The organism is Bacillus sp. FSL K6-1366, from assembly GCF_037976695.1.
Lineage (GTDB): Bacteria > Bacillota > Bacilli > Bacillales > Bacillaceae > Bacillus > Bacillus subtilis.
Genome location: NZ_CP150268.1, coordinates 49,731 through 74,287 on the forward strand (window position 1 = coordinate 49,731; position 24,557 = coordinate 74,287).

The 24,557-nt window shown below is 42.0% G+C and carries 27 protein-coding genes; 16 read left to right on the plus strand and 11 right to left on the minus strand.

What is annotated here, in order from left to right:
* Positions 1-8 precede the first annotated feature (8 nt).
* From yneK to sspO, 4 genes are all read right to left on the minus strand, one after another.
* On the minus strand, positions 9-437 hold the full coding sequence (gene yneK / locus MHI44_RS00310; RefSeq protein ID WP_003231580.1) for a DynA interaction protein YneK: 429 nt from the start codon (positions 435-437) through the stop codon (positions 9-11).
* A 234-nt stretch (positions 438-671) separates the two neighbouring features.
* Positions 672-1,064: an outer spore coat protein CotM gene (gene cotM / locus MHI44_RS00315; RefSeq protein WP_015251997.1), complete on the minus strand. Its 393-nt coding sequence runs from the start codon at positions 1,062-1,064 to the stop codon at positions 672-674.
* Positions 1,065-1,144: 80 nt separating this feature from the next.
* Entirely contained in the window at positions 1,145-1,291 is a 147-nt protein-coding gene (locus MHI44_RS00320) for a small acid-soluble spore protein P (RefSeq protein ID WP_003221237.1), read from the minus strand.
* A gap of 31 nt (positions 1,292-1,322) precedes the next feature.
* Positions 1,323-1,469 carry an acid-soluble spore protein SspO gene (gene sspO / locus MHI44_RS00325; protein ID WP_003244839.1) on the minus strand — a complete coding sequence of 49 codons (147 nt, stop codon included), beginning with the start codon at positions 1,467-1,469 and terminating at the stop codon, positions 1,323-1,325.
* A 227-nt stretch (positions 1,470-1,696) separates the two neighbouring features.
* Here sspO and acnA point away from each other — a divergent pair, with 227 nt between their 5' ends.
* The 7 genes from acnA to MHI44_RS00360 all read left to right on the plus strand — a co-directional run bounded on the left by acnA (position 1,697) and on the right by MHI44_RS00360 (position 6,533).
* Positions 1,697-4,426: an aconitate hydratase AcnA gene (gene acnA, locus MHI44_RS00330; protein WP_003245728.1), complete on the plus strand. Its 2,730-nt coding sequence runs from the start codon at positions 1,697-1,699 to the stop codon at positions 4,424-4,426.
* A 71-nt stretch (positions 4,427-4,497) separates the two neighbouring features.
* Positions 4,498-5,010 carry a redoxin domain-containing protein gene (locus MHI44_RS00335; RefSeq protein WP_003244797.1) on the plus strand — a complete coding sequence of 171 codons (513 nt, stop codon included), beginning with the start codon at positions 4,498-4,500 and terminating at the stop codon, positions 5,008-5,010.
* 82 nt (positions 5,011-5,092) lie between these two features.
* Positions 5,093-5,218 (plus strand): FbpB family small basic protein, encoded by a 126-nt coding sequence (locus MHI44_RS00340; protein ID WP_003244964.1) that lies wholly within the window; start codon positions 5,093-5,095, stop codon positions 5,216-5,218.
* A gap of 64 nt (positions 5,219-5,282) precedes the next feature.
* Positions 5,283-5,429, plus strand: coding sequence for an acid-soluble spore protein SspN (gene sspN / locus MHI44_RS00345; RefSeq protein WP_003231569.1), 147 nt, complete (start codon positions 5,283-5,285; stop codon positions 5,427-5,429).
* A gap of 36 nt (positions 5,430-5,465) precedes the next feature.
* The gene (gene tlp, locus MHI44_RS00350; protein WP_003231568.1) at positions 5,466-5,717 is read left to right on the plus strand and encodes a small acid-soluble spore protein Tlp; all 252 of its coding nucleotides are present in this window, start codon (positions 5,466-5,468) and stop codon (positions 5,715-5,717) included.
* Between the two features lie 84 nt (positions 5,718-5,801).
* Positions 5,802-6,218 (plus strand): YbgC/FadM family acyl-CoA thioesterase, encoded by a 417-nt coding sequence (locus MHI44_RS00355; RefSeq protein ID WP_212059646.1) that lies wholly within the window; start codon positions 5,802-5,804, stop codon positions 6,216-6,218.
* A gap of 15 nt (positions 6,219-6,233) precedes the next feature.
* Positions 6,234-6,533, plus strand: a complete 300-nt coding sequence (locus tag MHI44_RS00360) for a hypothetical protein (protein ID WP_029726676.1) — start codon at positions 6,234-6,236, stop codon at positions 6,531-6,533.
* 30 nt (positions 6,534-6,563) lie between these two features.
* On the opposite strand, the gene MHI44_RS00365 is transcribed toward MHI44_RS00360, so the two are convergent.
* Both MHI44_RS00365 and plsY read right to left on the minus strand, forming a co-directional pair.
* The gene (locus MHI44_RS00365; protein ID WP_003231562.1) at positions 6,564-6,851 is read right to left on the minus strand and encodes a HesB/YadR/YfhF family protein; all 288 of its coding nucleotides are present in this window, start codon (positions 6,849-6,851) and stop codon (positions 6,564-6,566) included.
* An 87-nt stretch (positions 6,852-6,938) separates the two neighbouring features.
* A complete protein-coding gene (gene plsY, locus MHI44_RS00370; protein WP_003231560.1) occupies positions 6,939-7,520 on the minus strand; it encodes a glycerol-3-phosphate 1-O-acyltransferase PlsY in 582 nt (193 codons plus the stop codon).
* Positions 7,521-7,689: 169 nt separating this feature from the next.
* Between plsY and MHI44_RS00375 the strand changes: the two genes are divergently transcribed.
* The 3 genes from MHI44_RS00375 to parC all read left to right on the plus strand — a co-directional run bounded on the left by MHI44_RS00375 (position 7,690) and on the right by parC (position 12,888).
* Complete coding sequence (locus MHI44_RS00375; RefSeq protein WP_003245606.1) at positions 7,690-8,097, plus strand: CoA-binding protein; 408 nt, start codon at positions 7,690-7,692, stop codon at positions 8,095-8,097.
* A 399-nt stretch (positions 8,098-8,496) separates the two neighbouring features.
* Positions 8,497-10,464: a DNA topoisomerase IV subunit B gene (gene parE, locus MHI44_RS00380; RefSeq protein WP_014479944.1), complete on the plus strand. Its 1,968-nt coding sequence runs from the start codon at positions 8,497-8,499 to the stop codon at positions 10,462-10,464.
* 3 nt (positions 10,465-10,467) lie between these two features.
* Complete coding sequence (gene parC / locus MHI44_RS00385; RefSeq protein WP_014479945.1) at positions 10,468-12,888, plus strand: DNA topoisomerase IV subunit A; 2,421 nt, start codon at positions 10,468-10,470, stop codon at positions 12,886-12,888.
* Positions 12,889-12,934: 46 nt separating this feature from the next.
* Here parC and MHI44_RS00390 read toward each other — a convergent pair whose 3' ends face one another.
* On the minus strand, positions 12,935-13,060 hold the full coding sequence (locus MHI44_RS00390) for a hypothetical protein (RefSeq protein ID WP_003231548.1): 126 nt from the start codon (positions 13,058-13,060) through the stop codon (positions 12,935-12,937).
* 25 nt (positions 13,061-13,085) lie between these two features.
* Positions 13,086-13,439 (minus strand): hypothetical protein, encoded by a 354-nt coding sequence (locus MHI44_RS00395; protein WP_003245190.1) that lies wholly within the window; start codon positions 13,437-13,439, stop codon positions 13,086-13,088.
* Between the two features lie 510 nt (positions 13,440-13,949).
* On the opposite strand from MHI44_RS00395, the gene MHI44_RS00400 reads away from it, so the two are divergent.
* The 3 genes from MHI44_RS00400 (at position 13,950) to MHI44_RS00410 (ending at position 17,480) form a co-directional block, all read left to right on the plus strand.
* Complete coding sequence (locus tag MHI44_RS00400) at positions 13,950-15,347, plus strand: alanine/glycine:cation symporter family protein (protein WP_021479777.1); 1,398 nt, start codon at positions 13,950-13,952, stop codon at positions 15,345-15,347.
* Positions 15,348-15,649: 302 nt separating this feature from the next.
* Positions 15,650-17,149, plus strand: coding sequence for an endo-1,4-beta-glucanase EglS (gene eglS, locus MHI44_RS00405; protein ID WP_003231540.1), 1,500 nt, complete (start codon positions 15,650-15,652; stop codon positions 17,147-17,149).
* 67 nt (positions 17,150-17,216) lie between these two features.
* A complete protein-coding gene (locus MHI44_RS00410; RefSeq protein ID WP_003231535.1) occupies positions 17,217-17,480 on the plus strand; it encodes a YnfE family protein in 264 nt (87 codons plus the stop codon).
* Between the two features lie 258 nt (positions 17,481-17,738).
* Here the strand turns inward: MHI44_RS00410 and xynC are convergent, their stop codons facing one another.
* Entirely contained in the window at positions 17,739-19,007 is a 1,269-nt protein-coding gene (xynC, locus tag MHI44_RS00415; protein WP_015251993.1) for a glucuronoarabinoxylan endo-1,4-beta-xylanase XynC, read from the minus strand.
* Between the two features lie 130 nt (positions 19,008-19,137).
* Entirely contained in the window at positions 19,138-20,679 is a 1,542-nt protein-coding gene (gene xynD, locus MHI44_RS00420; RefSeq protein WP_339202634.1) for an alpha-L-arabinofuranosidase, read from the minus strand.
* 594 nt (positions 20,680-21,273) lie between these two features.
* Here xynD and MHI44_RS00425 point away from each other — a divergent pair.
* From MHI44_RS00425 to MHI44_RS00435, 3 genes are all read left to right on the plus strand, one after another.
* Positions 21,274-21,720: a GtrA family protein gene (locus MHI44_RS00425; RefSeq protein ID WP_014479951.1), complete on the plus strand. Its 447-nt coding sequence runs from the start codon at positions 21,274-21,276 to the stop codon at positions 21,718-21,720.
* 6 nt (positions 21,721-21,726) lie between these two features.
* Positions 21,727-22,620: a UTP--glucose-1-phosphate uridylyltransferase GalU gene (gene galU, locus MHI44_RS00430; protein ID WP_014479952.1), complete on the plus strand. Its 894-nt coding sequence runs from the start codon at positions 21,727-21,729 to the stop codon at positions 22,618-22,620.
* 72 nt (positions 22,621-22,692) lie between these two features.
* Positions 22,693-23,289 (plus strand): DedA family protein, encoded by a 597-nt coding sequence (locus tag MHI44_RS00435; RefSeq protein WP_003231529.1) that lies wholly within the window; start codon positions 22,693-22,695, stop codon positions 23,287-23,289.
* 49 nt (positions 23,290-23,338) lie between these two features.
* Here MHI44_RS00435 and nrnB read toward each other — a convergent pair whose 3' ends face one another.
* On the minus strand, positions 23,339-24,538 hold the full coding sequence (gene nrnB, locus MHI44_RS00440) for an oligoribonuclease NrnB (RefSeq protein WP_015251991.1): 1,200 nt from the start codon (positions 24,536-24,538) through the stop codon (positions 23,339-23,341).
* Positions 24,539-24,557: the final 19 nt, after the last annotated feature.

Consider the following 24,557-nt stretch of genomic DNA (forward strand, 5'->3'; position numbering starts at 1 on the left):
AAGGTTTTTTATTTGAGAAGGGTCTGATAAGGTTCCAAATCGATTTTTTTGTCCCGCAGATGCCTTTTTAAGAAGGTATGGTCTCTTTTAGGAGTTGCGAGAATATAGCCTTTGATCATAAGTTGCTGATCAATCTTTGCTACCTTTTCTTTTAATGCAAGCTCACCGATTTTGCCTGCGATTTTAGCTTTTGCTGCATCTCTGAACAGCTCTGGCACGGGCGCAGTCAATTCATCTAGAAACTGTTTGTTTTCATCGTTCCATAAATGTCTGCTGTTTTCAATATAGTAATCCTGCCAATCAAGCTCTGATCTGCCGTCCTCTTTTGGTAAACGCTTTAAAAACTTTCGAAACATGAAAAAACCGCCGATTGATAATAAGACTACCATCATGATCACCCAAAACAGAATAAACCATAAAAACCATCCTTCCAGCATCAATCATTCCCCCTTATTCTAACCATATTGTATACGAAGAGAGATTAGAAGAACACAGTAAAAAAAGAATAGAAAAAAGTGATAGACGTCTAGTCAAAAGAGATAGTAGATCATATTCTATTGTATAGTGAATCTGCTATTTGGCCATGGGAGAGTCACTAGAGGGTATTTGACGATAAATGGACGGAAAAAAAAGTCACTTTCATAATAGGGGATGAAAGTGACTTTTTATGTTTAGCTGAGAGGAAATTGAAGAGAAAAAGAAGAGCCATCTTCTGTTTCTTTATTGACGGCGACTGTGAGTATTTGATTTTCGCATTCGGCTTGAATGGTTTTGTCATTAAAATAAAAAGGAAGCATCATTTGTTTTTCAAAAGTCTGTCCTGACGATTTGACTGTTAAGATGAACTCGCATCCAGAAAGGGTAACTGTTACTTGTGTAGGCTGTAAAAAAGTCAGATCCGCTTCTATAATATACTGCTGACTTGTTTCATATAAATCAATAGGCAATGTTTCGTCGTACCAGGCGAAGGGGTCTTCAAAAAATTGCCGAAGCCATTCATCCATACTATCGAAATCATTCGCATCGTTGCGTTTTGAATGGTTCATGGAAGCATTCCTCCACATATCAACCTTGCTTTACATCATATGCGGTGGATTATAAATGGGTGAACGCATAAAAAAACAGACACTAAGGTCTGCTTTTCTTACATATCATGGCTTGAGTTGTGCTTTTGTCTTGTATGGTTTCGGTTCTTTACTTTTTTGCTTCCGCTTAGAGGCTCAGGTTGGCCGGGATTGTGTCCTTTAGGGGCGTTTTTATGCATATCTTTACTTGTATTCTTATTGGTCATAAAATGAGAACCTCCTTAAAAGAGTTCGGTGTTATTGATTGGTTTTTCTTTTTTTGTTATTTTGGCGTTCTGCTTCAGTCAGTACAAGCTGGTCGTTTTCAATATAGCCGGCGCCTTTGCCTTGGCTTTTTGCGTCATTCATTCCGTTAATGACGTGATTCGCTTTTCTTTTGACCATCATTATCACCTCAATCATAATATGGCTTCTTTTATTGTGTTATATGAGAGAGCGTAAACAGTAAAAATTACCGGTACATTTTTCTCATAAGTCGAACTTATTGTATTTAATAAAAACATTGATATTTACTTATGTATGATTTTGTTTTAATATGAAATTGTGAGAAAATTGTGATGGAATGTAATGTTCATCTGAGAATGATCTGATCTGAAGGGGGATTTTGGAGAATGGCAAACGAGCAAAAAACTGCAGCAAAAGACGTTTTCCAAGCGAGAAAAACGTTTACTACAAATGGGAAAACATATCATTACTACTCTTTAAAAGCGTTAGAAGATTCAGGTATAGGAAAGGTTTCGAAGCTTCCTTATTCCATCAAAGTTCTTTTAGAATCAGTATTGCGTCAAGTTGACGGCTTCGTTATCAAAAAAGAACACGTGGAAAATTTGGCAAAATGGGGAACTGCCGAATTAAAGGATATCGACGTTCCGTTCAAACCGTCTCGTGTTATTTTACAAGACTTCACAGGGGTTCCGGCAGTAGTAGATCTGGCTTCACTGCGTAAAGCAATGGCAGCTGTCGGCGGAGATCCTGATAAAATCAACCCTGAAATTCCTGTTGATCTTGTTATCGACCACTCTGTACAGGTAGATAAAGCGGGTACAGAAGATGCATTAGCAGTAAATATGGACTTGGAATTCGAAAGAAATGCAGAGCGCTACAAATTTTTAAGCTGGGCAAAGAAAGCGTTTAACAATTATCAGGCAGTACCGCCTGCAACAGGTATTGTGCACCAGGTCAACCTTGAGTTCTTGGCAAGTGTTGTCCATGCCATTGAAGAAGACGGCGAGCTTGTAACGTATCCTGATACGCTTGTCGGAACAGACTCACACACAACAATGATTAACGGTATCGGTGTTCTCGGCTGGGGTGTCGGTGGAATTGAAGCTGAAGCGGGAATGCTTGGACAGCCTTCTTACTTCCCAGTTCCAGAGGTAATCGGCGCGAAACTTGTCGGCAAGCTTCCGAACGGAACAACAGCTACTGACTTGGCGTTAAAAGTAACACAAGTGCTGCGTGAAAAAGGCGTTGTCGGTAAATTTGTTGAATTCTTCGGACCGGGAATTGCTGAACTGCCGCTTGCAGATCGCGCAACAATTGCGAATATGGCTCCGGAATACGGTGCTACATGCGGATTCTTCCCAGTAGATGAAGAAGCGCTTAACTACCTGCGCCTGACTGGCCGTGATCCTGAACATATTGATGTTGTTGAAGCATACTGCAGAAGCAATGGCTTGTTTTACACTCCAGATGCGGAAGACCCTCAATTTACTGATGTGGTTGAAATTGACCTGTCTCAAATTGAAGCAAACTTATCGGGTCCAAAGCGTCCTCAGGATTTGATCCCGCTATCTGCTATGCAGGAAACGTTTAAAAAGCAATTAGTCAGCCCTGCAGGTAACCAAGGATTCGGTTTAAATGCTGAGGAAGAAAATAAAGAAATTAAGTTTAAACTCCTTAACGGCGAAGAAACAGTTATGAAAACGGGTGCGATCGCCATTGCTGCGATTACAAGCTGTACAAATACATCAAACCCATACGTTCTGATCGGCGCCGGACTGGTAGCGAAAAAAGCGGTTGAGTTAGGGCTTAAGGTGCCTAATTACGTGAAAACGTCACTTGCACCGGGTTCTAAAGTTGTTACAGGATATCTTGTGAATTCAGGCCTTCTTCCATACATGAAAGAGCTTGGCTTTAACCTCGTTGGGTACGGCTGTACAACATGTATCGGGAACTCAGGTCCGCTTTCACCGGAAATCGAAGAAGCGGTTGCGAAAAATGATCTTCTGATTACGTCTGTCCTTTCCGGAAACCGTAACTTTGAAGGACGTATTCACCCGCTTGTTAAAGGCAACTATCTTGCTTCACCGCCGCTTGTTGTGGCATATGCGCTGGCTGGAACGGTAAACATTAACTTAAAAACCGATCCAATCGGTGTGGGCAAGGATGGTCAAAACGTATACTTTAATGATATTTGGCCGTCAATGGACGAAATCAATGCACTTGTTAAGCAAACTGTTACGCCAGAGCTATTCCGCAAAGAGTATGAAACAGTATTTGATGACAACAAGCGCTGGAACGAAATTGAAACAACAGATGAAGCTTTATATAAATGGGATAACGATTCAACTTACATCCAAAACCCACCATTCTTTGAAGAGATGTCTGTTGAGCCAGGCAAGGTTGAGCCATTAAAAGGACTGCGTGTTGTCGGTAAATTCGGCGATTCAGTCACAACTGACCATATTTCTCCTGCGGGGGCAATCGGAAAAGATACGCCTGCCGGAAAGTATTTGCAAGAAAAAGGTGTTTCACCTCGTGACTTTAACTCCTACGGCTCCCGCCGTGGAAACCATGAAGTCATGATGAGAGGAACATTTGCCAACATTCGCATCAAAAACCAAATCGCACCGGGTACAGAAGGCGGATTTACGACGTACTGGCCGACTGGTGAAGTAACATCCATCTATGATGCATGCATGAAATACAAAGAAGATAAAACCGGTCTTGTCGTATTAGCAGGAAAAGACTATGGTATGGGATCTTCACGTGACTGGGCTGCAAAAGGAACAAACCTTCTCGGCATCAGAACGGTCATTGCAGAGAGCTTCGAAAGAATTCACAGAAGCAATCTTGTATTCATGGGTGTGCTGCCGCTTCAGTTTAAACAAGGTGAAAATGCGGATACACTCGGCTTAACGGGTAAAGAAGTCATCGAGGTAGATGTTGATGAAACAGTTCGTCCTCGTGACCTTGTGACTGTAAGAGCAATCAATGAAGACGGCAATGTAACAACTTTTGAAGCAGTCGTCCGCTTTGATAGTGAAGTTGAAATTGATTACTACCGCCATGGCGGCATCCTTCAAATGGTGCTTCGTGAAAAAATGAAGCAGTCCTGATGAATCAATAGGAAGAGAAGGCATTTCGCTTTCTCTTCTTTTTATGACACAATGTGCTGCGGAGGTGGCATATGCTGAAAAAATGGCTCGCAGGGATCCTGCTTATCATGCTAGTCGGTTATACGGGATGGAATTTATATCAAACATACAGCAAAAAAGAAGTCGGAATTCAAGAGGGGCAACAAGCACCTGATTTTTCTTTGAAAACGCTATCAGGAGAGAAAAGCTCTTTACAGGATGCAAAAGGCAAAAAAGTGCTGCTCAATTTTTGGGCAACTTGGTGTAAGCCGTGCCGTCAGGAAATGCCTGCGATGGAAAAGCTGCAAAAAGAGTACGCCGACAAACTTGCGGTTGTTGCGGTAAATTTCACTTCAGCTGAGAAAAGTGAGAAACAGGTCCGAGCGTTTGCTGATACTTATGACTTAACGTTCCCCATTCTGATTGATAAAAAAGGGATCAATGCTGACTATAACGTGATGTCATATCCAACGACATATATCTTAGATGAAAAAGGTGTTATCCAAGACATACATGTTGGCACCATGACAAAAAAAGAAATGGAACAAAAACTGGATCTTGATTAGATTCAGTTTTTTTTTTATGCTCAGATATGCTTACAAGTTTTCAGAATTGGAAAAAATAAAAGAATATGCGGAGGTGAGAAGCGTGAAGAAGATGAGAAAACGTTCTTTTCATGAGCTCGTCATGGAAAACAAAAAAGAGCTGATGACCAATACAGAGTATTTAAATCAGCTTGAGGAAAAGCTTGAACAGCGATTTAAGCAAAAATAACCTTTAATTTGTATTCATGTTTACCCCTCCTTTTGAGAAACCTATCTGTTGAGGAGGGATAAACATGGGAAACAACAAGAAAAACGGTCAGCCTCAATATGCTCCAAGCCACTTGGGTACAAAGCCTGTAAAATATAAAGCCAATAAAGGGGAAAAAATGCATGATACTTCAGGACAGCGGCCGATTATCATGCAGACAAAAGGCGAGTAGCGAAAATTCGAGTTTATTTCTAGGAGGTACATCCGAATGACAAAGAACCAAAATCAATATCAGCAGCCTAATCCTGATGATCGTTCTGACAATGTGGAAAAATTGCAGGATATGGTTCAAAATACAATTGAAAATATAGAAGAAGCAGAAGCATCAATGGAGTTTGCTTCAGGAGAAGATAAACAGCGTATCAAAGAAAAAAATGCAAGGCGCGAACAGAGCATTGAAGCGTTTCGTAATGAAATACAGGACGAATCTGCAGCGAGACAAAACGGATACCGTTCTTAAAAAACCAGGGAAACCTGGTTTTTTTCTTTCTGATTTGATTATGGTAAAATGGGGCTAAATTGACGTTAAGGGAGCAGAGTAATCTTGCATGTATCAAAAAAAGAAATAGAAGTGCGTTATGCAGAAACAGATCAAATGGGGATTGTCTATCACGCAAATTATCTTGTGTGGATGGAGGTCGGCAGAACGGCCTTGATTAAGGACTTAGGCTTTTTATATAGTGATATGGAAAAAAAAGGCGTTCTGTCCCCAGTCGTTGATATCAATATTTCCTATAAAAAGCCGCTTCATTACGGAGAAACCGCGGTTGTACATACATGGATAGAGGAATATAACGGCTTTAAAACCGTCTATGGTTATCACATTTATAATCCGGCCGGTGAGCTTTCCATCAAAGCCACCTCATCTCATATTTGTGTGGATAAAGAAAGCTTTAAGCCAATTCAATTCCGCAAAGCTTTTCCTGATTGGCACACAGCATATGAAAAGGCCAAAAAATAGGGAAGTGAATGGGATATGGCGTTTGGTGTGAAACGGGAGGAACTTAACCGGTGGAAACAAGCAGTGAAAAGAGGAGAAATCGCATTTTTAACACATTACTGGCTGGATGACCGATTTCCGGGAGCAAGGACTGTAACAAAAGCCGGTTGTGCAGACATTGATAAGCTGGTTCAGTGGGGAGCGGCGTACGGGTTAAAAAAAGAATGGATCCATAAGAAAAGTGAATTTCCTCACTTCGATCTGCTGGGTGAAACACAAAAATATGTTTTGGAACAAGAAAACCTAACCGATCATCTTATACGATTTCATTTGTAAAAAAAGAACGCACATGAAGTGCGTTCTTTTTTATTGGTATTCAAAAACCGGTTCATCAGCGTCTTCTGAATAGCTGACGAGAAGGTCGTGGTTATCAAAGTACCATAAATCACTTTCTTCAATAAAGAAGGTAATGCCATCAGCTTCTGCAGTGACTCCAGCCTCTTGTGGGGCATCTTTCGCTACACCGAGAGAAAAACCCTTTTGAACGTTGCTACAGCCTCCATAGCGGACGAAAAAGCGAACCTGGTCTCCGCTTTCCAAATCGAGTTCTTCTTTATACCAGTTCAATGCGTCTTCGTTAATTGTCATATTCATAACAGAACACCCCTTTGTTCTTCATTTGAATTTTCTCTATTATAAACGTATTAGGCTATTCTGTGTCAAAAGAGAAGTTTTTTAAGCTTATAACCATTTTACTTTAGGTTCTGTTTTATTGATAATTCGTTTAATGTTCGCTCGGTGTCTGTATATCACAAAAATAGTGAGCAGGGTAACGACAATCAATAAATACGTATCATGGACAAAGAAACTATATATAACAGTATAGATCCCTGTTAACATCGATGAGAGAGAAACAAATTTAGTCAAGTATAAAAAGATGAAGAATACCGCAACCATCGTGATAAATAACAGGGGTGCGTAAAATAGCAAAACGCCTCCTGATGTCGCCACGGCTTTACCGCCTTTAAATTTGGCGAAGATGGGAAACACGTGGCCTAAAACCGCAAAGACTCCTGCAAGAAGCGGGTGAATATCAACATGCATGAGAAAAGGCAATGCAGTTGCCAGTGTCCCTTTCAAAATATCTCCGGCTATGACGACCGAACCAGCTTTTACACCCAATGTACGGAATGCATTGGTAGCGCCTAAGTTGCCGCTTCCGTGCTCCCGAATATCAATTCCCTTGGCAAGCTTGCCCACAATTAAGCCAGATGGAATGCTGCCTATCAAGTAGGCCAAAATAATCAATAAAGCAATTAACATCTACATTTCTCCTTTTTCAAATTCCCTTCTTTTTATTTTAACATGAGATGTCATGATCTGATGATAAGTTTTTTTGTAAAGTTTGCTTACAAATCCAATCAAACATGCATCATATTTTGATTTCTCCTGTTTTGATCGTGTAAAATAAGTGGAAAAGGAGTGACACACGATGCAAAACCCTTCTAAAGCGGAAATTAAAGAGATTCTTCAAAGAAGCAAACGTATAGCGGTAGTAGGGCTTTCAGACCGTCCGGATAGAACGTCACATATGGTTTCAAAAGCAATGCAGGACGCGGGTTATGAAATTATCCCTGTGAATCCTACAATTGATGAGGCGCTAGGTGTCAAAGCCGTTTCATCTTTAAAAGAGATTGACGGTCCGATTGACATCGTAAATGTATTCCGGCGCTCAGAACAGCTTCCTGGAGTGGCGGAAGAGTTTTTAGAGACAGATGCGCCAGTATTTTGGGCACAGCAAGGGCTAGTTAATGAGGAAGCATACCAGATGCTAAAAGAAAAAGGCAGAACGGTTATCATGGATCTGTGCATAAAAGTGGCACACGCTGTAACAAAATAGGTGCAGAACTGCAAAAATCCTTGTAAATTCAAGGATTTTTGCTTTTTAATTTTAAGATATTGTTTGCGTATTACGGTGAAACAGATACAATAAAGCTTGAACAGCTTTTTTTGAATACCTTGTCCAGCTGGGTTTCGGCCGTTCGATTTGCGAAGGTCTGCTGCTTTATATATAATAAACAAACATACGTTCTCATAGTGTAAAAACAGCACTAGCCGATGTTTTGAGAAGAACTGATTCGTTAGCTCTATGTTGCGATTGCAAACATATTGGTTATAATGAGGAGTCCAAGGCAGTACTGGCTCGAGGCGAGGTTTATAAAAAATATCTTATATACAAATGATGTGTAACACTGAAAAAGAGAAAGACAATGTTAGTTTTTGAAAGGGGTTTGTACGTTTGGCTAGAAAACAGCAATTTGATTACAACGAAGATGCCATACAGGTGCTCGAAGGCCTTGAGGCTGTCAGGAAAAGGCCGGGTATGTATATTGGCTCTACTGACGCGCGGGGTTTGCACCACTTGGTTTATGAAATTGTAGATAACTCTGTCGACGAGGTGCTTGCCGGCCATGGAGATCACATAATCGTCAAAATACATAAAGACAATAGTATTTCTGTACAGGATAGAGGCCGCGGCATGCCGACCGGAATGCATAAGCTCGGCAAACCAACCCCTGAAGTGATTTTAACGGTGCTTCATGCCGGAGGAAAATTCGGCCAAGGCGGCTATAAGACAAGCGGCGGGCTCCACGGGGTTGGTGCATCAGTCGTGAATGCTTTATCTGAATGGCTGACGGTTACCATTGAGCGGGACGGTTTTGTCTATCAGCAGCGATTTGAAAATGGAGGAAAACCGGTTACTTCTCTCGAAAAGATCGGCAAAACAAAAAAGACGGGAACTCTTACACACTTTAAGCCAGATCCAACGATGTTCAGCACAACCACTTATAATTTTGAAACGCTCTCTGAGCGCTTAAGAGAGTCTGCGTTTTTGTTAAAAGGATTGAAAATTGAGCTGATTGATGAACGCAATGACCAGCATGAGGTTTTTTATTATGAAAACGGCATAGAAGCGTTTGTTGCTTACTTAAATGAAGAAAAAGACGTCTTGTCTGAAGTGGTCTCGTTTGAGGGGGAGCATCATTCTATAGAAGTGGACTTTGCGTTCCAGTTTAACGATGGTTATTCTGAAAATATTTTGTCGTTTGTCAACAATGTCAGAACAAAAGACGGCGGGACGCATGAGTCAGGTGCAAAAACTGCGATGACACGTGCTTTTAATGAATATGCACGAAAAGTGGCTTTGCTGAAAGAAAAGGATAAGAACCTTGAAGGCACCGATATAAGGGAAGGGCTTTCAGCCATTATTTCTGTCCGCATACCTGAGGAGCTTCTTCAATTTGAGGGACAAACAAAAGGAAAGCTCGGTACTAGTGAAGCAAGATCAGCGGTGGATGCGATTGTTTCAGAGCAGCTTGCTTACTTTTTAGAGGAAAATCGGGACACCGCAACGCTTCTTGTCAAAAAAGCAATCAAGGCGAGCCAGGCGCGCGAAGCGGCACGCAAAGCCCGTGAAGAAGCAAGAAGCGGCAAAAAACGAAAAAAATCAGAAGCGACTTTAAGCGGAAAGCTGACGCCTGCGGGTTCAAGAAACCCGGCAAAAAATGAATTGTATCTCGTTGAGGGAGATTCAGCAGGCGGGTCAGCCAAGCAGGGACGAGACCGCAGATTCCAGGCGGTTCTGCCTTTACGCGGTAAAGTCATTAATACAGAAAAAGCTAAGCTTGCTGATATCTTTAAAAATGAAGAGATCAATACGATCATTCATGCGATCGGCGGGGGAGTCGGGGCAGATTTCTCAATCGATGACATCAACTACGACAAAATCATCATTATGACCGATGCCGATACTGACGGCGCCCATATTCAAGTGCTGCTTCTTACCTTTTTCTATCGCTATATGAAACCACTCATTGAGCATGGCAAGGTGTTCATTGCGCTGCCACCTTTATATAAGGTCAGTAAAGGAAGCGGGAAGAAGGAAATCATTGAATATGCATGGTCTGATGAAGAGATGGGTGATGTCCTGAAAAAAGTCGGCAAAGGCTATACCATTCAACGATATAAGGGTCTTGGAGAGATGAACGCAGACCAGCTGTGGGAAACGACGATGAATCCGGAGTCCCGCACACTTGTTAGGGTCAAAATTGACGATGCGGCACGTGTAGAAAGACGTGTGACGACGTTAATGGGAGACAAAGTAGAGCCGCGCAGAAAGTGGATTGAGAAAAACGTCGCTTTCGGCTTAGATGAAGAAAGCAATATTTTAGAAAATGAAAACTTATCGGTCGCTGAGGAGGTTTAATGATTGTCACAGCCAGAATTATTTCATGATTTACCATTAGAAGAGGTGATCGGCGACCGTTTTGGACGCTACAGTAAATATATTATTCAAGACAGGGCGCTGCCCGATGCGAGAGACGGATTAAAGCCGGTACAGCGCAGAATTCTGTATGCAATGCATACAGATGGAAACACGTTTGATAAAAACTTCAGAAAAGCGGCCAAAACGGTCGGTAACGTCATCGGTAACTATCATCCGCACGGTGACAGCTCGGTTTATGAAGCAATGGTGCGGATGAGCCAGGATTGGAAAGTTCGTAATGTGTTAATCGAAATGCATGGAAACAATGGAAGTATCGACGGAGATCCCCCGGCAGCCATGCGTTATACAGAGGCACGATTATCTCCGATTGCATCTGAGCTTCTTCGGGATATTGACAAAAACACGGTTGAATTTGTGCCGAACTTCGATGACACAAGCAAGGAGCCTGTCGTACTCCCGGCGATGTTTCCTAACCTATTGGTCAACGGATCTACCGGTATTTCAGCAGGATACGCGACCGACATTCCCCCTCATCATCTGGGAGAAGTCATTGATGCTGTCATTAAGCGTATTCAAATGCCATCTTGCTCTGTTGATGAACTCATGGAAGTCATTAAAGGGCCTGATTTTCCGACAGGCGGTATTATTCAGGGCGTTGACGGGATAAGAAAAGCTTACGAAACCGGAAAAGGAAAAATCATTATCCGCGGAAAGGCTGAAATTGAAACAATCAGAGGCGGACGAGAACAAATTGTCATTACTGAAATTCCATTTGAAGTAAATAAAGCAAACCTTGTAAAAAAAATGGACGAGTTCCGTATTGATAAAAAGGTTGAAGGCATCTCAGAGGTTCGTGATGAAACGGATCGAACAGGGCTGAGAGTGGTCATTGAACTGAAAAAAGAAGCTGATGCCAAAGGCATTTTGAATTTCTTATATAAAAATACTGATTTGCAGATCACATATAACTTCAATATGGTGGCTATCCATAACCGCCGTCCGATGCTGATGAGCCTGCCGTCTATTTTGGATGCATATATCGGACACCAAAAGGAAGTTGTCACAAACCGGTCCGTTTACGAGCTTCAAAAAGCAAAAGACAGACATCATATCGTAGAAGGGCTCATGAAAGCTTTGTCTATTTTGGATGAAGTGATTGCAACAATCCGTTCTTCTAGCGATAAACGTGACGCTAAAAACAATTTGATCGCCAAATATGAATTTACGGAGCCTCAGGCTGAAGCCATTGTGTCATTGCAGCTATATCGTTTAACCAATACAGATATTACAGCGCTTAAGGAAGAGGCAGAAGAGCTCGGTAAAAAAATTGAAGAGCTCGAATCTATTCTGAGCAATGATAAAAAACTGCTAAAAGTGATTACAAACAGCTTAAAAGCATTGAAAAAGAAATATGCAGATACGAGACGCTCCGTGATTGAAGAAAAAATTGAAGAAATTAAAATCAATCTCGAAGTCATGGTTGCATCTGAGGATGTATATGTAACCGTTACGAAGGATGGTTACCTAAAACGGACGAGCCAGCGCTCATTTGCCGCTTCCAACGGTCAGGACTTCGGAATGAAAGATACGGACAGGATGCTGCATCAGTTTGAAATGAATACGACAGACGTGCTGCTGCTCTTTACGAACAAAGGAAGCTACATCTATTGTCCTGTTCACCAGCTGCCTGATATCAGATGGAAGGACATGGGCCAGCATTTTTCAAATCTGATCACTATTGACCGTGATGAAACGATTGTAAAGGCCATACCGATAAAAGAATTTGATCCGTCGGCATATCTTCTATTCTTTACGAAAAACGGGATGGTGAAAAAGACAGAGCTCACCCATTATAAAGCACAGCGTTATTCTAAGGCGCTTGTGGCCTTAAATCTGAAGGGTGAAGATGAACTGATTGATGTACATGTAACAAATGGGGAAAGCCAGATCTTTATGGCCACTCACTTAGGGTACGGTCTATGGTTTGGAGAAGATGAAGTGAATGTAGTTGGCGCGCGTGCGGCAGGTGTCAAAGGGATTAACTTAAAAGAGGATGACTTTGTTGTCTCCGGTGAGATCCTTCAGCAATCTGATTCAATTGTCTTGTTCACACAGCGGGGAGCGGTAAAACGCATGAGTCTTTCTGAGTTCGAGAAGACATCCCGCGCAAAACGCGGTGTCGTAATGCTAAGGGAACTGAAAAAGAATCCTCACCGAGTTGTAGCACTGTTCGCTTGCGGTCTTGAACAGCGACTAATGGCAGAAACAGAAAAAGGCGACAGAAAAGAACTGCAGGCAAAAGAGTTGCGGACAAACGACAGATACAGCAATGGCTCTTTCTTTTTTGATGAAGAGGAATCAGGCAAGGTTACAGCTGTTTGGCGCCTTCATACAGAACAATAATAAAAAACCCGCTCATACTATATGAGCGGGTTTCGTTTGTTTTTTATCAGCTTTCATGGTTGGTGAATAGATCTGTTACAGCATGAATGACTTCAATTCCCTGCCATACAAATAAATTCAGCGCTGTGAAAGAAAATAAGCCTAAAATCACCATTCTTAAGATAAACAACATGTTTAACAGCCTCCTCATATTTTCGTTACATAATCGGGTGATGTTGAACATGAAGTTTGCCGAAATAAGACGATTGATAAAATTTGGCCAGTATAAAGCTTTTTTTCCGCTGACGTCTGCGGGAGTATCCCGTACTTTTGCTTTCAGCGGTCAGCAGCAGAACAGCCATTGCCCATAAAGCGGTCAGCGTAAATGCCCCTGTGATGGATTTCTTCTCATCATCAGCATTTTGGCCGGCTTTCATCTCATGCATTTCCTGCTGGTCGGCTACGGCTTTATAATGATGGCCGATATCAAAGGCGTGGGGAATTGAGAACAAATGAAAACTGGCAATCGCCAAGAATAAGATGGATGCTTTCAATATCGTTACTTTTTTCAAATGATCTCCCCCTCCTTTAATATTACTGAATATTTTTATAATAATACCCCAATCCATCCTAAAAGTAAACCTGATTTATTAAATTTAAAAATAAATTTAACCTTGTTAAGTATATATCTTTTTGCTTATTTTTGAAAGAGAAAACTTCTTTTATTAGCGTATGTATACCCGGTTTATGGTGTGAATAAAAACATATTTTAAATGATATGTTTGTTGTTTAGGGTTTATTACTTTATTTATGTGCTAAATCAAAGAGAAAGGCAAGAGAATGGGAAGAAATGATTACATTGTTAATAGGGCACTCTTTTATAAAAGCCAGCTTGCAAGGAATGTTTTTATTCGTAGGAAAATAATAGAGAAGAGGTCGACAGAGTAACATCTGGCTACGACAATATTCTTCTCGAAAAAACTTCCTAATTCGTCATATTGTGATATAATAAAACTCGTTATGTTAAAAAATCTAACATCAAAATCGAATTCGTATTGAATTGATGAAAACGGGAGGTAAATATGGAGTCTTTTTTCAATAGTTTGATTAATATTCCAAGTGATTTCATCTGGAAATACCTATTTTATATTTTAATAGGGCTTGGATTATTTTTTACCATACGTTTTGGTTTTATCCAATTCCGTTATTTTATTGAAATGTTCAGAATAGTAGGGGAGAAGCCGGAAGGAAATAAAGGTGTTTCATCTATGCAGGCATTCTTTATTTCGGCCGCATCCCGAGTCGGCACAGGGAATTTGACTGGTGTAGCCTTAGCAATTGCGACAGGCGGACCAGGCGCTGTATTTTGGATGTGGGTAGTAGCTGCAGTAGGCATGGCTTCAAGCTTTGTTGAGAGTACGTTAGCGCAGCTTTATAAGGTGAGAGACGGGGAGGATTTCCGCGGAGGCCCGGCTTACTATATTCAAAAGGGTCTTGGTGCCAGATGGCTTGGCATCGTTTTTGCAATCTTAATTACCGTCTCATTCGGCTTGATTTTTAACGCTGTTCAAACAAATACAATTGCTGGAGCATTGGATGGCGCATTCCATGTGAATAAAATAGTTGTAGCCATAGTTCTGGCGGTTTTAACTGCGTTTATCATTTTCGGCGGTTTAAAACGTGTTGTCGCTGTTTCACAGTTAATTGTGCCGGTTATGGCAGGCATTTATATTCTTATCGCTTTATTTGTTGTCATCACGAATATTACGGCTTTCCCTGGCGTTATCGCTACAATTGTTAAAAATGCTTTAGGTTTTGAACAAGTCGTCGGCGGCGGAATAGGCGGCATCATCGTTATCGGTGCGCAACGCGGACTTTTTTCAAACGAAGCAGGAATGGGGAGCGCACCAAACGCGGCTGCGACGGCTCATGTATCCCATCCGGCAAAGCAAGGCTTTATTCAAACATTAGGCGTATTTTTCGATACATTTATCATATGTACGTCCACAGCATTTATTATTTTGCTGTACAGTGTAACGCCAAAAGGCGACGGCATCCAAGTCACACAGGCTGCTCTTAACCATCATATTGGAGGCTGGGCGCCGACTTTCATCGCAGTCGCAATGTTCTTGTTTGCATTCAGTTCAGTTGTCGGCAACTATTATTATGGCGAGACAAACATTGAATTTATTAAAACAAGCAAAACATGGCTGAACATTTACCGTATCGCTGTAATTGCTATGGTTGTGTATGGATCTTTATCAGGCTTCCAAATCGTTTGGGATATGGCGGACCTCTTTATGGGTATCATGGCGCTGATCAACTTAATTGTGATTACGCTGCTGTCAAACGTTGCCTACAAAGTGTATAAAGATTACGCGAAACAGCGTAAACAAGGACTTGATCCTGTATTCAAAGCGAAAAACATCCCAGGGCTGAAAAACGCTGAAACATGGGAAGATGAGAAACAAGAAGCATAATATAAATATAAAACAAAGCTGCATTCAATAGTTGAATGCAGCTTTTTCATTATTGGAAATAAATTTAATTTTTCGACTCGAATGAAAAATGACGTGTAAAGTCCCAATTCAGTCCAGTTTTCTTTGTTCTATATGTGTCATGTGTGTCTTATTCATTGGAGGTAGAGCAAATTGACAGGCTTTTAAACCTCCCAAAAACAAGAAATTAGGTTGATAGACAATCATGAGAAAGATTTTTACAATGAGTTCGTGCTCATAAGAAGTGTAGAGCCAAAATGATGCGAAGGAGGAAAAGATCAGATATGAAACGGTCAATCTCTATTTTTATTACGTGTTTATTGATTACGTTATTGACAATGGGCGGCATGATAGCTTCGCCGGCATCAGCAGCAGGGACAAAAACGCCAGTAGCCAAGAATGGCCAGCTTAGCATAAAAGGTACACAGCTCGTTAACCGAGACGGTAAAGCGGTACAGCTGAAGGGGATCAGTTCACACGGATTGCAATGGTATGGAGAATATGTCAATAAAGACAGCTTAAAATGGCTGAGAGATGATTGGGGTATCACCGTTTTCCGTGCAGCGATGTATACGGCAGATGGCGGTTATATTGACAACCCGTCCGTGAAAAATAAAGTAAAAGAAGCGGTTGAAGCGGCAAAAGAGCTTGGGATATATGTCATCATTGACTGGCATATCTTAAATGACGGTAATCCAAACCAAAATAAAGAGAAGGCAAAAGAATTCTTCAAGGAAATGTCAAGCCTTTACGGAAACACGCCAAACGTCATTTATGAAATTGCAAACGAACCAAACGGTGATGTGAACTGGAAGCGTGATATTAAACCATATGCGGAAGAAGTGATTTCAGTTATCCGCAAAAATGATCCAGACAACATCATCATTGTCGGAACCGGTACATGGAGCCAGGATGTGAATGATGCTGCCGATGACCAGCTAAAAGATGCAAACGTTATGTACGCACTTCATTTTTATGCCGGCACACACGGCCAATTTTTACGGGATAAAGCAAACTATGCACTCAGCAAAGGAGCACCTATTTTTGTGACAGAGTGGGGAACAAGCGACGCGTCTGGCAATGGCGGTGTATTCCTTGATCAATCGAGGGAATGGCTGAAATATCTCGACAGCAAGACCATCAGCTGGGTGAACTGGAATCTTTCTGATAAGCAGGAATCATCCTCAGCTTTAAAGCCGGGGGCATCTAAAACAGGCGGCTGGCGGTTGTCAGATTTATCTGCTTCAGGAACATTCGTTAGAGAAAACATTCTCGGCACCAAAGATTCGACGAAGGACATTCCTGAAACGCCATCAAAAGATAAACCCACACAGGAAAATGGTATTTCTGTACAGTACAGAGCAGGGGATGGGAGTATGAACAGCAACCAAATCCGTCCGCAGCTTCAAATAAAAAATAACGGCAATACCACGGTTGATTTAAAAGATGTCACTGCCCGTTACTGGTATAAAGCGAAAAACAAAGGCCAAAACTTTGACTGTGACTACGCGCAGATTGGATGCGGCAATGTGACACACAAGTTTGTGACGTTGCATAAACCAAAGCAAGGTGCAGATACCTATCTGGAACTTGGATTTAAAAACGGAACGTTGGCACCGGGAGCAAGCACAGGGAATATTCAGCTCCGTCTTCACAATGATGACTGGAGCAATTATGCACAAAGCGGCGATTATTCCTTTTTCAAATCAAATACGTTTAAAACAACGAAAAAAATCACATTATATGATCAAGGAAAACTGATTTGGGGAACAGAACCAAATTAGTTAAGCTTTTTTTTGGCGGACATCAGTAACGATGTCCGTTTTTATCATCTAATAGGAGGTTTGCGTTGTGGATGAAATACTGAAACAGTATATGGTGCTGTATAAAAAAATGAGTAATATGATAAATGGTCCCGACTATCCAGGTAAGGAAAAAGACATCCAGCATCAAAAAGATCAGATCGAAGTTTACGAAAAACAGCTGCAGCAAGGATTTTCTACAGATTATGACTATGATGTGTTTGCTGATTCTGTTATCAAATGCGCATATGGCGATATGACGCTGGAAGATTTAGAAGCCGTTTATTATGGATTGACAACACCATTTTTTTGATTTGTCATTCAGCAGTAAAATTTCAATTTCTGTCTCACTAACTTAAGTATACTTTGATATTGAGACAGAAATTTATTTATTTTGTTTACTTCCTAGAATATATATTATGTAAACTAGAAAAGATGAAGATTAAAGCTTTGCTGTTTTTATGTACATCCTTTCTTCTTCCTGTAATTCAGCAACAAAATAAAAAAGCGATTTCCCAATCGGAAAATCGCCAATTCAGACACTCTATTATTTATGTGTGTCTTTGTGCTCTTAACGATTTACAACAAATGTTGTCACGCTTTGAGCTGGAAGATGAGCCCAAAAATGATTGCCTGATACAGTGAGATTCGTTCCAGGTTGTAGATTGCTGCTGCTGCTCGTGATCCATCTAGATACGTTTGAAGCAGATCCATTCTGCAAAACAAAGTTTTGGTTGACTCCTGTGTTGCTTTTATTGATGGCAACAATAACGACCTTGTTGTCACCTTTATAGGCTGACACGTAAACGTTCGCATTAGGGTTTTTCGTTGCATCAATCCTTACATAGCCGGGACGCACAAACTTTGAGAAATGAGCCATATTGTAGCCGCGTTTGCTGATCGTACCATCTTCTTTCATAGGTCCATATGATCTTCGGATGTACCACCATACATAAGCTTGAAAGTCCCCCTCTACCATCGCATTGTGAATATGCTGTGAAACATCCAATGCCTCAGGCCATCGATCCGCCGAGTTGTTATCACTGTTTGGATAGTATACTTCCGTCATCCAAAGGTCCTTCCCCGCTCCTTTTTGTTTGAAAAGAGGATAAGGGAATTGGCTGACCTGTGTGCCGTACAGGTGAGTTCCGAGAATATCCATATTGGCAAGAGCCTGCGGATCGTTCAAAATCGGGTCCGACAAATTCTTCAAGTATTGAAATGACTCAGGCGCAATGACGCGGGCATTGATTGAGCCGGCGTTTTCTCTCATAAAGCGAAGTATTTCTTGCGGCGTCCACCACGTCCACTCGTGAGCGTAATCAGGCTCGTTTTGTACCGAAATCGCGTAAAGATTCACACCATTATTCTTCATGAAGGTAACAAAATCGTTAAGATGCTGCGCGTATGCTGCGTACTTGTTGTATTTCAGCCGTTTAGCCGATGTGTCACCATTACGATTAAAGGTCTCAACCATATCACTTGGAGGATTCCAAGGAGAAGCAAAAACGATTGCTCCATGTTTGACCGCACTCTTTGCAGTCTCCACCTCTTTATACCAATTATTTCGATTTTCATCTACATGAATTCTTAAGATTGAAAATCCTAACTGGTTCTGTCCATTGCCAAAAGCAGTTTCTCTTTGAGCTGCTGTAAGATCCCCAATCCAAGCCGGGTGATTCATCCCTCCAAAACCGCGAATCACTTGTTTCTCTGCAGATACATTAACTGTTACATCACTGGCTGCCAAAACTTCAGTAGCGCCTGGCCCTAACATGACTGGCAACATAGTGAAACATACTAATAATACACAAATTGTTTTTTTAATGCGTGGAATCATTTATTCCTCTCCTTCGTCATGTGTCTTTTACGGTATTAAAAAATCTGCATGGCATATCCATAATGGCGGGCTGTTCCGGTGATGGCTCGTACTTCACCCGCCTCGTTTTTAAGCGGTCCCATTACGAGTGCTATCTTTGCGTAAACTGCCAGTAATCAAAATTAAACAAGTTTCCTGTACCTGTTCCGGTAAATACAAAGAATACTTTGTGCACACCGGTTGCCCCGCTTACTGCAGTTTCTATTTCTCTCCACGTTTGCGCTCCGCCTGTTGAAGGCACATTCAGAGTTCCAACAAGCTTACCGTCTGCACTATCGAGGCGCACTTCTATTTTCCCGCCTAAAGTGGATGCTACATTTGCTTTAAATGACCTGGCACCGCCCGCTCCGAAGTCTGCATTTCCTACAGCAATCCAGTCTCCATTTTGAATGCTTGTTACATGCTGATTATTTACTGGCCCGCCGGGTGCTGTGGACTTCTCTGTCAAAATGCGTCCATTCCAAGCAAACGTTTCAGCTTCTACCCGGTTATAAGGATTCAAATTGGAAAGCTGTGTTACACCTGCATAATTTGCTGCTACCTCTTGGATGGATCCATCTGGGTTATGCACCAGCTTATTAATATGGGGAGAACGGTATCCTTTGCCGGCCCCGAACAGAGCGGAACTGACAGTTTGCGCGTGGTACACCACATACCACTCGTTTTTAAAATTGAAAACAGCATGATGGTTGTTTCCGCCACCTCCGAAAAATGCACCCGGATTTTTCAGGAAATGCCCTCTATATGTAAAGGGGCCCATGGGACTTGAACTGGTCATGTAGCCGATCTCACCCGGGGGTTTATCGGCCGGGTGCGTGCCGCCGAAATTGATGCAATAGGAGTAATAATATGTTCCGTTATACTTGTGCAATCCCGAATCTTCAAACATGAAAGGCGCATCAATTGTAGATGCACTTCCAACAACACTCGTCATATCAGATCCCAATTTTATGACCCTTGCCGTTTTAGGATTGGCCCATTGTGCCTGCGTTGGATTTGAACCGCCAGGAACGCCTCCGCCGGCATATAGGTAACCGGTTCCGTCGTCATCTACAAATACTGCCGGATCAAAAAGCCATACAACACCTGACATTCCTGGCGTACTTGGCGTTACGAGCGGTTTTCCGATTGGGTCGGTCCATGGACCAATCGGGCTGTCTGCGGTGAGAACCCCGATACCTCCGCCGCTGTTTGCGAAATAAAGGAAGAATTTATCCTTGCCATTAATTTTTTTAACTGCGATTGACGGTGCCCAGGATGCACCTGCCCATTTTGCAATTCCACGGCCTCCATTAGCTCCATTGGCACCTGCTACCGGAATGGCTCCGTGGTCTGTCCAGTTCACCATATCCGCTGAAGATATGACGAATACTCTATTCAAATTGGCAAATGAATTATCTTTAATTGTTCCGTTGCTATTATATTCATAGTCATCACTTGACATATAGATGTAGACTCTTCCGTTATAGGTCAGCGCAACCGGATCCGCTCCCAAATGATGGTCGATAAGCGGGTTTGAATTCCCTATATGTTTTGCAATTGTAGGACCTGTGGCAGCATACGCAGACTTCCCAGCTAAGCAGCTCAAAAGTAAAACAAGAATCCATAAACATACGCTACACTTTTTCCTCATCACTTCACATCCTCCTTTTTCCTTAAAATGGGGGATTTTCTTTTGGAATTTGATGACAACAGGTCATGAAGATCGCACGCATAAATTAGCCGGAAGCTGTTTAGCAATGTTCCCAGTTGTTCTGAAAGCTCATCTTCATGTGTCTCCATTCTCTCCTTTCTTCGAGGAGATCGCACCACTCCTTCAAAATTGTTCAAAAAAACTTCCCCATTCCTAGCGACCATTGTCCAGAAAATAAAAAGACAGGATTGTTCATGGCCTCCCACTAATCACATTGAACGGAGATTACATCATTATCCAAGATATCCCTTTATCTAACATCCTACATCATTAAAAAAATTGTGTATAGAAACTTTTGGAGGAGTTAGTGTTCGATTCTACAAAGGAACTGGATACATTTATTCATTGATAAGATGGGGCTAACACTCCGTTTATATTTGTATGTTTTCAGACACAAAAAACAGCCGTTCAATGCGGCTGTTTTTTTCAAGAGTATAAGACTATTGAGCGGTATACCCGCTTTTTCATGTTTTGTTCATATTTTATTAATTGTTTATTCAACACTGTCCGCTATAGTAATCCATATCAACAAATATGACTGCCACTCGCATCTTTTATGAAGGGAGGTCCGTTACGCTGAAAGAAAAAATAAAGACATTAGGCCGTTTTTGCACCGTAGGCGTCGGCAATACGCTGATAGATTTTGGTGTCTTCTTTCTTCTTACCGCTTGTCATGTCTCTTATCTGCCGGCGCAGATCTGCTCCTATACTGCAGGTATCGTCAACAGCTATGTGTGGAACCGGAATTGGACGTTTTGTGTGAAACGTAAGGCTGACGGGAAAGAGATCGTGCGTTTTCTCATGATTAATATTGCCGCGTCAGGGATCACCTTTTTGCTGCTTTATTTGTTTCAAAATTGCGGCTGCTCGCTTTTGGTGAGTAAGCTCGCCGCCACTATCGGCGGAATGATGATGAATTTTATCGGAAACCGAATCTGGGTATTTGGAGATTCGCTGAAAAACATACAGGATCAGGAGTGAAGATGAATGAGAAAAAAAGTGAGAAAAGCGGTTATACCCGCAGCGGGTTTAGGAACGAGATTTCTGCCGGCGACAAAGGCGCAGCCTAAAGAAATGCTCCCAATCGTCGACAAACCAGCAATCCAATATATTGTAGAAGAGGCCGCAGAGTCAGGAATTGAAGATATACTGATTATTACAGGGAGAAACAAACGCTCGATTGAAGATCATTTTGATCGGTCGGCGGAATTGGAATTCAATCTCCGGGAAAAAGGCAAGACGGAGACACTTAAGGAAATGCAGCAGATTGCCGATTTGGCCAACATTCATTACATCCGCCAGAAAGAACCGCTCGGATTAGGCCATGCGGTGCTGTGTGCGGAGCATTTTATCGGAGATGAGCCTTTTGCCGTTCTCTTAGGTGATGATATTATGGTGTCTGAAACACCGGCTCTTCGGCAATTAATGGATGTATATGACGTTTATGGCACAGAGGTTGTCGGTGTACAGTCAGTTCTCCCTGAGGATGTCAGCAAATATGGTATTATAAATACATCAGGGTCTCAAGGGCATGTATACGAAGTGAACGATTTAGTGGAAAAGCCTTCTCCTGAAGAAGCACCTTCGGAAATCGCAGTGATGGGACGTTATGTGCTGAATTCTTCGATCTTCTCCGTTTTGAAGACAATTGGCAGAGGCGCGGGCAACGAAATTCAGCTGACAGATGCGCTTCGTGAGGTTTGCCGTAAGGAGCCGATCCACGCCCGGCTGCTGGAAGGAAATCGATATGACATTGGCGATAAGCTAGGCTGTTTTAAAGCGAGCACCGAAATCGGCTTAATGCGTTCCGAAATGAGATCTCAGCTTTTGGCCTATTTAGAAGATGTGATCAAACGGGAAACGAAAGAAATGCTGCGGTAAAAAAATTGTAACCATCTTGCTCGTCAATCAGTCATATAATAGTGAAAAAGATTAGGACAGGTTGTGAAGAATGTGGGCAGTTTGATAAGCGAAATTTTAACATGGCTGACGAACATGGGATATGCGGGTATTGCGATTGGGTTAATGATTGAAATCATTCCGAGTGAGATTGTATTAGCTTATGGCGGCTATATGGTATCGGAAGGCACGATTGGATTTATTGGCGCAATTATTGCGGGTGTTATCGGGGGTACCATTGCCCAGATCTTTATTTACTGGATCGGTCGCTATGGCGGCAGGCCATTTCTGGACAAATACGGGAAGTATTTATTGATTAAAAAGCATCATATCGACATGTCGGAAAACTGGTTTCAGAAATACGGCGCCGGAGTTGTCTTCTCGGCTCGTTTTATACCGGTTGTCAGACATGCCATATCCATTCCGGCAGGTATTGCCAGAATGCCTTTTCTCAAATTTGTGGTACTGACTGTGCTTGCTATCATTCCATGGTCTATTCTGTTTGTTTATTTAGGCATACAGCTAGGAAGCCAGTGGGATGATGTTGAGAATATAGCGGGCACTTATACAACACCGATTATGATATTGGCTGTTGTCGTGATAGCCCTTTATTTTGTGATTAAGAAACGTACAGCCATATTTAAACGATAGCTAGCGGATATGCATAGGGGGTGACTGACGCTCCCCTATGCATATTTTTTTACTTGCGATGTTGATTTGCCAGCTTCAGATTCTCCGCTAAAAATGCGACAAACACTTCATCCCGCACGAGCGATGCGGCATAATTTCTCTTAATAAACCATTCTGCCTCTTCAAACGCTGCGAATGTTTCGTCTTGGGTTTCTCCGTTAATTTGAATATTCCATTCGTTGTCTAAAGGGAAAAGAAAAAATCTCATTTGTGCGCGATTTTCATATAATGATCCATTCGCAGATCCCTTTAGATTATAGATGTTACGGAAGGCATCCGGCCGTACAGGATCAATACGGAAAGCTTCAGCTACAAACAACTCGTATACTTCATCGGTTATTGAACAGCCGGACGCTTTTGCATGCCCTCCGCCGCCATATCGGCCGGCGATTTCTGACACATCGATGTAATCATGAATGGTGCGGAGACTGACTCGTTTTGACCCCATGCTCAAAATCGCAATGTAATCGAGGTGCGGGTTATCTTTCCCTAGCCTGTTCCCCAGCTCTGAATGGTACGATTCAGCGTGAACGATGCCTACACAGTGTTCGTGAACAAAGGTTTGTACCATTTCCCTTTTCTTTCTGCGGAGGTAGCGCTCGATTTTTTCGTCTTCTAAATCAAGCAGTTTTTCTTCAAAATCATCGAAGAAAAATTCGTCATGCGTGGAAAGGCGCTGGATCATTTTTGCTTCAAATTCATCGATTGACAGCAAAAAGAAAAGATCATTAAGCCGCTTCGCCTGTTTTTGATCGTACCGCTCCCACTCCCATGTATCGTATTGGCGGACGAGCTCTGTGAATTGATCTAAGGCGTTTGTCGGTTTCATGAAGCCATTTTCAACGAGATAGCCATATAAAAGCGATGTCGCGGATGTGAGCCTTCCATCATCGTATTCCACCTGGACAAATCCCCATTCATGCTCATTCAAATGAAGGGCTGTTTTATGATGGTCAATGAGCTTCACTTTGCCCCCTGCATGAACATACTCATTCAATCTCTCTTCGTTTTCTTCATTGACGGCGAGATCGGTGATGAATAACGCGTCCTGTCTGTTGCTCTCCTTCGCTTTTTCTAAAAAGTACTGCACCTGTGCGTTTAAGCCGTTAACAGAGTTATACCGGACCTCTATGTCTTTTCCGAACGCCAATTTTGCTACGATTCCGCATCCTACTCCGTCCAAGTCGTTATGTGAATATAAATGATACATAATGTAGGCCCCTTTTTAT